Here is a 12,613-nt window from a genome sequence, read left to right as displayed (position 1 = left end):
CGACGCTTGCCATAACAGCTCCGAGAAGAGACGGAGACTGTTATTTCAGGAGGGGAGACAGAGAGACATATGCGTATATTGCATACGGCGGATTGGCATTTGGGGCGGACGCTTGAGGGACGTAGTCGCCTTGCGGAGCAGGAGGCGTTCATCGAGGAGCTGGTCGAGATTGTAAATGATCAGCAGATCGATCTCGTGCTGCTGGCCGGGGACGTGTACGATACGGTTAATCCGCCTGCGGTAGCTGAGCAGCTGTTCTATGAGGCGCTTGCTCGTCTGTCTGATCAAGGACGCAGGCCGCTGTACGTCATTGCAGGTAACCATGACCATCCGGATCGGCTTGCTGCGGCTGCGCCGCTTGCTGGGAAGCTCGGGGTGACGCTCGTCGGGCTGCCGGAGGCGAGAGTGCATCGCATTCCAGTGAAGCGCACCGATGAGAGCGCTGTGCTGTTCGCACTGCCATATCCTTCGGAGTCGAGATTGAAGGAGCTGCTGGTGGAGGTGCCGGATGAGTCTGTACTTCGCTCGGCTTATTCGGAGCGGGTGAGGTATTTAGTGGAGCAGCAGGCGAGTCATTTTAGTTCCAATACGGTGAACTTGCTCATGAGCCACTTGTATGTACTCGGTGGTAAGGAGTCGGAGTCCGAGCGTCCGATACAGGTCGGCGGGGCGTATACGGTCGACGCCTCTGCGCTCGCGGGGAGCGTGCAATATGCGGCGCTCGGTCATCTGCATCGTCCCCAGCAGCAGCTGTGGGGCGATACGGTCATTCGATACAGCGGCTCTCCGCTTGCGTACAGCTTCTCGGAGGCGGGACAGGCGAAATCGGTGACGATTCTCGATTTGAAGCCAGGGATGCAGGCGGAGCCCAAGGAGCTTTTTCTGACGAGTGGACGCCCTCTTGTTGAGTGGACTGCGAGAGGCGGTCTCGAGGAGGTATACCGCTGGCTGGATGAGGGGAAGGATGCGACGGCATGGATCGATCTGGAGGTGCATCTGAAGGAGACGATCTCGCTTGAGCAGGTGCATCGTCTTCGCGAGGCGCATGACGGGCTCATTCATATACGGCCGGTGTATCCCGAGCTTCAAGCGGATGCTGCACAGCTTGGAACTAGAGCGTCGACAAGGGTGCCGATGGACGAGCTGTTCCGCAGGTTCTATACGCGGCAGACCGGAGGGGCTGTACCTGAGGATGAGCTGGTACGCTTGTTTATGGAGCTGCTCGCTGACGAGGAGCTAGAGGAGGCTGTTGAACGATGAGGCCGATTTTACTTCAGATCAAAGGACTGCAAAGCTACAGGGAGCTGCAGGAGGTTGATTTTACCGAATTAACGGGAGCGGGAGTGTTCGGTATATTCGGGCCGACGGGCAGCGGTAAGTCGACGTTGCTCGATGCGATTACGCTGGCGCTGTACGGCAAGGTGGAGCGTGCGCCCGGAGGCACGCAGTCGATCATGAATCAGGCGGAGGATACGCTCGCGGTGTCGTTTTCGTTCGAGCTGGCATCACCCGGCGGGGGGACTGTGCGCTACCGTGTAGACCGACAGTTCAAGCGCAACGGCGAGCAGTCGATGCTCGGGTCACTATGCAGATTAATTCGTGATCAGCACGGAGAGACGATTGTGCTGGCTGATAAGGCGGGTGAGGTGAACAGTCAGGTTCAGGAGTTGCTCGGCTTGTCGATGGCGGATTTCACACGGGCGGTTGTGTTGCCCCAAGGCAAATTTGCTGAGTTCTTGACGCTGGCAGGCAAGGAACGACGAGCGATGCTGCAGCGGTTGTTCCATCTCGAGACATATGGCGATCGATTAAGTGCCAAGACGGCATCCCGCTTTAAGGCAGCCGATGTGCTTGTGAAGCAGCTGCAGGCGGAGCAGCAAGGGCTAGGCGACGCTTCGGCGGAGGCGCTCGCGGAGGCGGAGCGGCGGCTGGCGGAGGCGATGGCCGCTGCCGCGACGGCTCGCGAGCGGCTTGCCGGTTGCGAGCAGCTCGCTGCCGAGCAGCGCGCTGTGCGCGAGCTGCAGCGCGAGGCAGCGGCGCTCGCCGCCCGCGCCGACGCGCACGCGCTCGCGGCGCCGCGCATCGCGGAGCTCGCGGCGCGGCTCGCGCGCGCAGCCGACGCCGAGCGGCTGCGCCCGCTCGCGGTGCGCCGCGCCGCCGCGGCTGCGCAGCACGCGGCCGCGCAGCGCGAAGCCGCGGCCGCGCAGGCTGCGCTCGGCGCTGCGCAGGCTGCGCTCGCGGCTGCGCAGGCTGCGCATGCGGCCGCCCGCGACGCGCTGGCGGCGCAGGAGGCGCCGCTCGCCGCGCGCCTCGAGCAGCTGCGGCACGCCGCGGAGCTGGCGGCCGAGCTACAGGCCGCGCGCGGGCAGCTGCGCGCGCTCGAGGCGGCCGCTGCCGCGAGCGCTGAGCGGCTCGCCGCGCTCGCGGCAGCGGAGGCGCGCGAGCGCGAGCTGCGCGAGCGGGCGCTGCAGCGCCAGGCGCAGCTGAAGGCGGAGCTCGCCGCCGCCGAGACGCCGGCGGCGCACCGTAGCCGCCTGCAGGAGGCGCTGCAGGCAAGCCGCGAGCTGGAGCGCACAGCCGCGCTCCGCGAGGAGCACCGCGCAGCGGCTGCGCTGCTGCGCAAGGACGAGGCGCAGCAGCAGGCTCGCCTCGAAGCGCTCCAGCGCTTCGAGGCGTCGTGGCTGCAGCGTGCTTCGCAGTGGGCAGCAGGGGTGCACCTGCTGCGAGCGGAGGCCGAGCTGTTCGAGCACCAGCTCGATCGGCTCGAGCAAGCGGCCGCGCGGGAGGAAGAGCGCGGCCGCCTGCTCCAGCTAGAGGCGGAGCGGCAATCGATGGCCGTCTCGCTCGCTGCGCAGCTGCGCACGGGCGAATGCTGCCCCGTGTGCGGCTCGACCGAGCATCCGGCGCTGACCGGCTCGGAGGCGGCGCAGCACTCTGCCGCTGCTCATGTCAGCGCGGCAGGGCTCGACCAAGGAACGCTGAACAGCTCGAGCGTTCCGTCCCCAGCTGACTCGGCACAGCAAGCTGAGTCTATGCGAATCGAAGCCTTTAACTCTATGCATGCTGAAGCCTTTAACTCTACGGAATCGGAAGCCTTTAACTCTAAGCAATCCGAGGCCTCTAACTCTGCACAATCCGAAGGCTCTAACTCTATACAATCCGAAGCGACTAATTCTGAACGTTCCACGGCCTCCGATCATGAATCGCTGCTCAAGGAGCTTGACGTCTGCCGCCGGCAATCGCGGGACGGACAGCTTGCGGCTGCTCGCTTGAAGGATGCGCTGACGGGGCTCGCAAGACGCCTAGAGCTAGATGAATTGGAGCTGTCCGCTGAACAGCCGCCGCTTACAGAAGCGTTCGCTTCCGAGCGTGAAGCAGCTGTTGCGGCGGCATGGGAGGAACGGCTGTATACGATTAAGCAGCACTTTACAATATTTAACGATACGGCTCATATTCAAGACTCTACGTCTTCAGCTAATTCCCTAACTGATTCCTCAGCTGCAAGCGTTGCTTCATCAGCCTGGCAGTCGTACAAGCAGTCTCTACAGGCTTGTCTGGAACGGCTCGACCAGCTTCGGAAGGAGACCGCGCGCTTGGAGCAAGAGCAGCAGCAGCTACTACAAGAACAGAGAGACTTGGAGAAGCAGCGCAAGGAGGGCGAGTCTCGAAGACAGACGATTGCAGCCCAGCTTGAGACCGAGGAGAAGCGGGAGGCTGAGCGGGAGCGCTCCTATCAGGAGCAGCTTGCGGCATGGCTTCAGCAATACTCGCCTTGGCAGCTGGAGCAGATGCAAGCTATGGTTCAGCAGCTGCGTGAGCAGGACGCGGCCGTCGACGAGCTGCGCGTGCGTCTGGACAAAAGTGTTGCGTTCCTGCAAGAAAAGCAGGAGCAGCTCGATAAGCTGCGTACCGAGCTATCGGAGGCCGACAAGGAGTCGGCACGTAGCGGGACAGAAGTAGAGGCGCTCCAGCGTCACATCGCTCAGCAGCAGCTTCGTCTGACGGCGATGGTCGGCGAGGGGGATGCCGCTCGACTCGCCGAGGAGACGAATTCGCAGCTACTACAGCTGCGAGGCGAAGCAACTCGCACAGCGAAGGCGCATGACGAGGCTGTGATGACGTATCAAGCAGCATCGTCAGCTGCAGCTGCAGCAGCCCAAGCGGAGCAGTCTGCCGCTGTATTGGAGGCGGATACACATCGCGATTGGCAGGAGCAAGCCGAATTGTTAGGCTTTGCCGATACACCTGCGCTGGAGGCGGCTCTTCTGTCCGATGAAGAGCAGCATCGTATGACGCGCGAGGTGGAGGAGCATAGCAAGCTCGCGCATCAGCTTACGGCACGTCGCCGCGAGCTGGAGCAGCAGCTGGGCGATCGTCATGTGACGGATGAGCAGTGGGAGCATACGGAGAAGGAAGCTAGCGCTAGCAGAGTGGAGTATGAGCATGCGCTGCAGCACGCAGCGAAGACGGAGCGTGATTGCGACGATCTCAAGACGAAGCACGCGCGCTGGATGGAGCTGGAGGAGGAGCGGCTGTCACAGCAGCAGCAGCTAACATTACTTGGCAAGCTCCAGAGTGTGCTGAGAGGCAACGCCTTCGTTGAGTATTTGGCGGAGGAGCAGCTAGCTCACGTGAGCCGTGCCGCTTCGGAGCGGCTCGGGCAGCTGACTCGGCGCAAGTATGCGATCGAGGTCGATTCGGGAGGCGGCTTCGTCATCCGCGATGATGCGAACGGTGGAGTGAAGCGCCCGGTGACGACGTTGTCCGGCGGCGAGACGTTCTTGACCTCGCTCTCGCTTGCTCTTGCGCTATCGGGTCAAATACAGCTGAAGGGCGAGTACCCCCTTGAATTTTTCTTCCTGGACGAAGGCTTTGGTACGCTGGATCAGGAGCTGCTGGATACGGTCGTTACCGCACTTGAGAAGCTGCACCTGAACAACTTGACGGTTGGAGTCATCAGTCATGTGCCGGAGCTGCGTGCTAGACTTCAACGGAAGCTCATCGTGCATCCTGCTGAGCCTGGCGGACGGGGCAGTCGGGTATCGCTGGAGCTTCTGTAGGGTCGGAGCTTCGCCGACTCGAATGTGCGCTGGGCTTCGTGATTCGTATAAGCGACTCGAATGTGCGCTGGGCTACCTGATTCGGCATAAGCGACTCGAATGTGCGCTGGGCTTCCTGATTCGGTACAAGCGACTCGAGTGTACGCTAGACTTCCTGTTTCGGTATAAGCGACTCGAATGTACGCTGGGCTACCTGATTTGGCAAAAGCGACTCGTATGTTCGTAAGGCGTCCTGTTTCAGCATTAGCGGCTTGTGCGTGCGTACGAAGCTCCAGCCAAGCGGCAGCTATGGATGCATCAAGCATATCTCGTCCGCATATGTAGTGATATAATCAAAGTCTAGGACAACAATGCCGCTAATGCGGCACCTACAGGGGATGAAATATCGAAGAAGGCCCTCAATTTGCCTCCGCCAAATTCGAGGCTTGCCCTAACACTTTCCGATAAGCTTGGAGCCTGTTATTTCAGGATAGGACATACGAAGCAACAAGGGGGAGCATGCTCATGCCGACAATACAGAAGAACAGTTCTGAAGCCGATCATGTAAGAGAATCCAAGCCTTCAAGTAACGATACTAGTATGGAAGTATCGGCCGCTTTGGATAGCAACGACGCTCAAAGTCTCGACAGAAGTCATTCTTCATCACAATCCAATTCTTCATCACGATCCTATTCTTCATCGCTATCACACTCGTCACAGCTGCGTCGGTTCAGACGTTGGTCCCGCACGTTGCTCGCCCTGTCGCTTGCTTCGGCTATCGTGCTCTCGCCTGGCGCGACACCGGCTTATGCCGACGCGATCTGGGACAAGTGGAAGGCTGCGGACAAAGCGGTCGCCTCTGGCAATCTGGCGGCAGCTGTCCCACATTGGGAGTTTCTTGTTGACCACTATGTGTCTGTCGGGGATTGGCAGAGCGCTGCTCTGTTCAGCGGCAAGCTGAATCAATATTTTGACAGTATCGGCAGTTACGAGCAAGCGATTCATTATTATGAGCGCGAGAACGAATATTGGCTGAAGGATGGCAAAGATTGGGGTGCCGTTGATCTTCAGCGCGCAGACCAGATTCGCACGGTCATTGAAGCATATATGTCGACGACCGACTCCGAGGCGCTGAAGCGCAGGGCGATGCCGGCCAGCGGTCAGCTGTCGAAGTTCGAGCCCGAGTACGGGATGTACATGGGCATCTACCCCGAGCGCGATCCGCAGATGATGAATTATTATGACCGCTCCGAATCGATCTATGGCAGGAAGCATGCGCTCTACTTGCTCTATACACAGGTGGGCAAAGCGTTCCCGAAGCAATACGTGACGCGGGCCAAGCAGGTCGGTGCGGCGCTGCAGGTTGGCTGGGAGCCGATGGAAGGGCTGGATGCGGTCAGTGAGTCGACGGTGAGGGCATGGGCGAAGGAAGCGAAGGCGGCTGGCATCCCGATTTTTCTCCGATATGCGAGTGAGATGAACGGCAACTGGATTCCGTGGCACGGCGATCCTGCCAAATATATAAGCAACTGGCGCATGGTGCACGATATTATGGAGCAGGAGGCGCCGAACGTCGCGATGGTCTGGAGTCCGAGCGATGTGCCGACGTATGCGATGGATGCATATTATCCCGGCGATGCTTATGTGGATTGGGTGGGCGTCAGCTTGTACAGCGAGCCGTACGAGAATGGAGACCCGAAGCAGGGCAACATGCAAGCTACGAGCCCCGTCGAGCGTTTGGATTACTTGTACCGTAACTATTCTGATCGGAAGCCGATCATGATCAGTGAGACGGCCGTATCGCACTATGCGAACATTCCTCAAGAATCGTTCACCGAATACGGCGCGATGAACCTCGAGAGGCTGTATGGGATCATGCCTTACAAATATCCGCGCCTGAAATCGATCACCTATTTCAACGTGAACCTGGAGATGAAGGAGAGCAAGAACAACTACTTGCTGCGCGACAACGAGACGATGATGAGCTTGTATAAGAAGCTGATCGCCCAGCCTTACTTCATCACCAAGGTCGAGAATAACGCGAAGCCAGTAAAGACGGAGGGCTATGTGCCAGTTGGCGGAGCTCCCTTCTACAAGCAGACGACCATCGTCCCGTTTGTGAAAATTCCGGATATTTACATCGGCAAAGTCGAGTATGCGTTGAACGGGAAGCTGCTGCAAGCGCAGATTGCACCGCCGTTCGGCATTAAGCTTGAGGCTGGCGATGTACCAGACGGCTCTACGCTGACGATAACGGCTTACAACAAAGCTGGTAAGCAGGCTGGCAGTCAATCGTTCCCGATCAGCTCCGGTATCTCGGTATCGGTAGACGGCACAGATATTCGCTTCGAACAGCCGTCGGTCATTCGGGAAGGCAATACGCTGACACCGGTACGTGCGATATTCGAAGCGTTGGGAGCGAAGGTGGAATGGAACGCCTCAACACAGACGGCAACGGCGATCAAGGGAGCATCGACCGTGTCGATCCAGATCGGCTCGAAGTCAGCGCTGCGTAACGGTCAGACCGTAACACTGGAGGCTCCGGCTCAGCTCATCGGCGGCTCGACGATGGTTCCGGCCCGCTTCGTTGCTGAAGCGTTCGGCGGTACGGTGAGCTGGGACGGAGATACGAGATCGGTGCACATTCGGAGCGCAGGTCAAGCTTCAGCTGCTCGAAGCGCCGAGGCTCAGTCTGCCAAGAATGGGGTCTCTGAGCTCGCCCAGCTGTCACAAGCCGCTGACGATGCCGAGCATCAGCAGTCCGCAGAGCAGGCGGATGGCCAGCCGCAGCCGGCTTGGGTTCGCTGGGTGCAGAGTCAGCTTATGCGACTGACGCAATGGTGGAGCGGCACCGCATAATCTGATGCTAATGAGATTGGCAACAGACGGCCTGGCTTCACAAGGTTCAAAGATATTTAGAACATTATCACATGTTCACTAAACAATCATAAGGGGGTGTGTCGATCATGAGAACGATGAAGCTCGGAACGAGCTCTTTAGACGTGCCGGTACTGGCTATCGGCTGTATGCGCATCCATTCGCTCGACCAGGCTCAGGCAGAACGCTTCGTGCGCACGGCGATGGAGGAAGGCGCGAACTTCTTCGATCACGCAGACATCTATGGTGGCGGGGTCTGCGAAGAAAGATTCGCAGACGCCGTTCAGATGAACGATCAGGTGCGGGAGCAAATGATCATTCAGTCCAAGTGCGGCATACGCAACGGGATGTTCGACTTCTCCAAGGACTACATATTGGAGTCCGTTGACGGCATACTGAAGCGGCTTAGAACGGATTACCTCGATGTACTGCTGCTGCATCGTCCGGACGCGCTCGTAGAGCCGGAGGAGTTGGCGGAAGCGTTCGATCGGCTGGAAAGCTTAGGTAAGGTAAGGCACTTCGGCGTGTCCAACCAGAAGCCGATGCAGATCGAGCTGCTTAAGAAATATGTGAAGCAGCCGCTCGTTGCGAATCAGCTGCAGCTGAGCATTACGAACTCGAACATGATCTCGAATGGGATCAATGTCAACATGGCCAATGAGTCTGCCGTTGACCGTGATGGCAGCATTCTTGACTATTGCAGACTGCACGACATCACCATTCAGCCGTGGTCGCCGTTCCAATACGGCTTCTTCGAGGGCGTGTTCCTGAACAACGACAAGTTCCCGGAGCTGAATCAAGTCATTGATAAGGTGGCTGCACAGCATGACGTCAGCAATACGACGATTGCGATTGCATGGCTGCTCCGTCATCCGGCCCGCATGCAGCCTGTTACCGGCACGACAAGTGTGGACAGATTGAAGGATTGCTGCCGAGCAAGCGAGGTGCAGCTAAGTCGACAGGAGTGGTACGACATTTACTGTGCAGCCGGCAACGTCCTCCCTTAGTATCTAACTCCCGCTGTATCGAATGAACGAAGCCCGAGGTCGGATGACCTTGGGCTTTTTGGCGTCAGCTGTGGTGTCGATATAGGTTCCAATACGGCCTAAACAGGTTACTCCAGTCACTGGTAATTGGTAGTTGGGATGCTATAATACATGACCTATGCAGTTGAAGTAATTAACTGGTAGCATCCCAATCCAAAAAAAACTTGACTTTTGAAAAACGGCCTAATAATTGCGAAGAATACCTTTTCACGAGGTATATCTTCTAGATAACAGGTGGTTTTCCAATGTCAGCGTTACAAAAACCGAGATTCAAACAATTAAACCATGGAGAGTGCGCAGGCGCACCCATACTAAAAAGCTTGTGGGAGCGGTTTGACCTTTCCCTGCTGCTCACACAATCCGGTATGATGAAACGAAGTGGTACTCCGTCCTGGCTCATCTGCTTTCTCTATGTGATCGGCCTTGTCAGTAACTGCTCGTCTGTCGTTCAGATGGCGAGACTGGCCGAGCAGGATGCGCTTCTTAAAGTGATGTTTCAGCCATGGAAGCTCGCTCAGTACACGATGAGTCGGTTTCTCTCCAACTCCTTCGCATGGACTACCTTTGGCAAAAAGCGAGTAGCGCGGCTTCAGCAGGATGAAGTCACTCGTCTGCAGGATGGGGATGTGATCAATCTGGATGATACGCATCTAGCTCATCCTTATGCCAAGCAGCTTCCTTTTTTGAGCTGGTTGTATGATTCGTCTAAGAAGACTTATGTGTGGGCGATGAATGTGGTCGTTGTTCAGGCCGTACTTCAAGGCGGACTTGAATATCCGTTGTTTTACCGCGTATGGCACAAGTCTGAGCAGAAGAACGAAGGCTTGTCGAAGATCGATTTGGCTAAGCAAATGCTCTTGATGCTGCGCGAATCGGCGACCTGCCGTCTTTGGGTTGCGATGGACCGCTGGTACTTGTGTAAAGGCTTTTTCGCCTTTCTCGAAAAGCATCAATTTGACTGGGTAACGAAGGCTAAACGCAACACGGCATTATTTCGTAAGGTCATCGAGCCTTACACGGGCAGGGAGCGGTACGTTCCTGTGACCCCGATCATGCTCATTCGGGAAGTGTACGGCCAGTTGGTTGCCGAGGGTGCGTCAGGACTGGTTTCGCTTGCGATTCCTGACATCTACATGAAGCAGCCTCATCCTGTAACGAACCGCAGAGGCAAGCAAGTCAACAAGCAGCGCTATGTACAAATTGCCGCTGTAGCCGCCATGCGCTTAAAGGAAGATGATTCCGAGTTGCTCGAGACGGAGGAGGAAGCCCCCGCGACTTACAAGGGTGCCTACCTGCTCATCAGCAACCGCTTCGATGCGCCTGAAGAAGCCTTGCGTACTTACGTGAAGCGTTGGCGGATCGAGGTGTTTTTCCGAACGGCCAAGCAGGAGCTCGCCTTGGAGAAGTGTCATTCCGAAACTGAAGCCCATCACCATGCACACTTCGAATTATTGTTTACGGCCGAAACGTTGCTGTCCGTTGCTCTATACGAATTAAACAAAGAAAAAACGAGTGATGAAGGCTACACCCACGGCGAAATGGTTCGTGGCCTCTTCCACACTCGTTGTCAGGTCCGCATGTCACACCACAAAGGGCAACAGCGAATCTACATCGATTGTGACACACATGTACAGCAGTTTGCAAGACTTATTGATTTATTTTGGCCGGAGCATTATCGGATGGTTCTTTGGGTTGCGCATCATCCGATAAACTACCAGACCTTACCACGAAGTGCATAGGTCATGATAATAAAATGGCAAGGTAAATATACCCAAATCATACAAGAGAAGGTTTTGATCCTGTTCGTACAAGGGAGGAGTGTGTGTTCGGAATAAAACGTTTTCGCTACACAGATCGACTGCAGATGTCACGTCTACGGCTCTTACTGTGAAAGGATATTACGAAAAGGAGTGGTTATTCATGTTAAGGTTGAAGCGTAAAGCGACCTCGGTTCTCGTATCCGGTATATTGGCAATTAGTCTTTGCTTCCCATTCGGCGTAGATAAGTCGAGTGCGGCATCAGCGGTCCCTTATGGTCAGCTGAAGGTGGAGGGCAGTCAGCTCGTCGGCTCTGATGGGCAGGCTGTGCAGCTGAAAGGCATGAGCTCCCACGGCGTTCAGTGGTACGGCGGCTACGTGAATGCAAGCAGCATCAAGTGGCTTAAGGACGACTGGGGCTCGAACGTGTTCCGCGTAGCCTTATATACAGCGGAGAAGGGGTATATCACGGACCCGTCGTTGAAGGAGAAGGTGAAGGAAGCGGTGCAGGCCGCCATTGATAACGGACTTTATATTATCATTGACTGGCATATTTTATTTGACGGTGATCCGAATACGTATAAGTCTCAGGCTAAGGCGTTCTTTCAAGAGATGGCAACGTTATACGGGGAATATCCGAATGTCATCTATGAAATTGCCAATGAGCCGAACGGCGTGACCTGGAACCATCACGTCAAGCCTTACGCAGAGGAAATTATTACGGCTATACGGGCGATCGACCCGGATAATGTCATTATTGTCGGGACGCCAACATGGAGTCAGGATGTAGATCATGCGGCGAACAATCCGCTGTCGTTCAGCAATATTATGTATGCGCTTCATTTCTATGCGGGCACACATGGTCAATATTTGAAGGATAAGCTGGATTATGCCCGTAATAAGGGGGTTGCCGTCTTCGTCAGCGAATGGGGTACAAGCGAAGCAACTGGTGACGGCGGTCCATACTTAACGCAGGCGCAGGAGTGGCTTGATTTCCTCAACGCACGCCAGATCAGCTGGGTGAACTGGTCGCTCGCCGATAAGACCGAGTCTTCCGCGGCACTCATGCCAGGAGCGAGCATGACCGGTGGCTGGACGACGAACCAGCTGTCGACCTCGGGTCAATTCGTACGTGCCAAGATCAAGGAGAGCTCGGTCATCGCACCGGCAGCTCCGACAGGAGTGAGCGCGGCGGCTGGTAATGGACAGGCGACTCTGACTTGGCAGGCATCGATCGGAGCTACCAGCTACCAGGTGAAGCGGGCGGTGACGAGCGGCGGTCCTTATACAACGATCGGCACAGTTACTGGTACGAGCTTCACGAACACAGGCTTAACGAACGGCACGACGTACTACTATGTGGTGAGTGCCGTCAACAGCGCTGGCGTGAGCGCGAACTCCTCCGAGGTGAGCGTTCAGCCGTCATCAGGCTCTACAGGCGGCGGCACAGGAGCGTTGGTGGTGCACTATCGCACAGCAGATTCTAGCAGCTCGGATAACCAGCTGAAGCCTCATTTCAACATTAAGAATACAGGAAGCACAGCTGTCGACTTGAAAAATGTCAAGCTTCGCTACTACTTCACGAAGGATAGCGCTTCCGCCTTAAGCTTCCATGTGGACTGGGCCGCGGTCGGCAGCTCGCTCGTGAAAGGCGCGTTCGTCTCCGCCTCGGGTACGAATACGGATACTTATCTTGAGGTCAGCTTCACCGGAGGAACGATTCCGGCAGGCGGTCAGTCAGGTGACATCCAAATTCGTGTCCACAAGAACGACTGGTCCAATTTCAACGAAGATAACGACTATTCGTACATTGGCACCCAGACGAGTTATGCGAGCTCGAGCAAGGTTACGCTGTACGAGAACGGAACGCTTGCTTGGGGAACTCAGCCTTAA

6 protein-coding genes are annotated in these 12,613 nt (G+C 56.7%); all 6 read left to right on the top strand.

What is annotated here, in order from left to right:
• Positions 1 to 69: 69 nt before the first annotated feature.
• The 6 genes from PAE68_RS15125 to PAE68_RS15100 all read left to right on the top strand — a co-directional run bounded on the left by PAE68_RS15125 (position 70) and on the right by PAE68_RS15100 (position 12,613).
• Positions 70 to 1,260, top strand: coding sequence for an exonuclease SbcCD subunit D (locus PAE68_RS15125; protein WP_281888253.1), 1,191 nt, complete (start codon positions 70 to 72; stop codon positions 1,258 to 1,260).
• Positions 1,257 to 5,060 carry an AAA family ATPase gene (locus PAE68_RS15120; protein ID WP_281888250.1) on the top strand — a complete coding sequence of 1,268 codons (3,804 nt, stop codon included), beginning with the start codon at positions 1,257 to 1,259 and terminating at the stop codon, positions 5,058 to 5,060. Before PAE68_RS15125 ends, PAE68_RS15120 begins: the two co-directional genes overlap by 4 nt.
• Before the next feature lie 729 nt (positions 5,061 to 5,789).
• A complete protein-coding gene (locus PAE68_RS15115; RefSeq protein WP_281888247.1) occupies positions 5,790 to 7,898 on the top strand; it encodes a stalk domain-containing protein in 2,109 nt (702 codons plus the stop codon).
• 107 nt (positions 7,899 to 8,005) lie between these two features.
• Positions 8,006 to 8,923, top strand: coding sequence for an aldo/keto reductase (locus PAE68_RS15110; protein WP_281888244.1), 918 nt, complete (start codon positions 8,006 to 8,008; stop codon positions 8,921 to 8,923).
• A gap of 284 nt (positions 8,924 to 9,207) precedes the next feature.
• Positions 9,208 to 10,701: a transposase gene (locus PAE68_RS15105; RefSeq protein WP_281885511.1), complete on the top strand. Its 1,494-nt coding sequence runs from the start codon at positions 9,208 to 9,210 to the stop codon at positions 10,699 to 10,701.
• A gap of 181 nt (positions 10,702 to 10,882) precedes the next feature.
• Positions 10,883 to 12,613 (top strand): cellulase family glycosylhydrolase, encoded by a 1,731-nt coding sequence (locus PAE68_RS15100; protein ID WP_281888242.1) that lies wholly within the window; start codon positions 10,883 to 10,885, stop codon positions 12,611 to 12,613.

This window comes from Paenibacillus sp. YYML68, assembly GCF_027923405.1.
Classification (GTDB): Bacteria; Bacillota; Bacilli; order Paenibacillales; family NBRC-103111; genus Paenibacillus_G.
The sequence above is the reverse complement of the archived record's forward strand: the minus strand, read 5'-3'. Positions and strand labels throughout refer to the sequence as shown.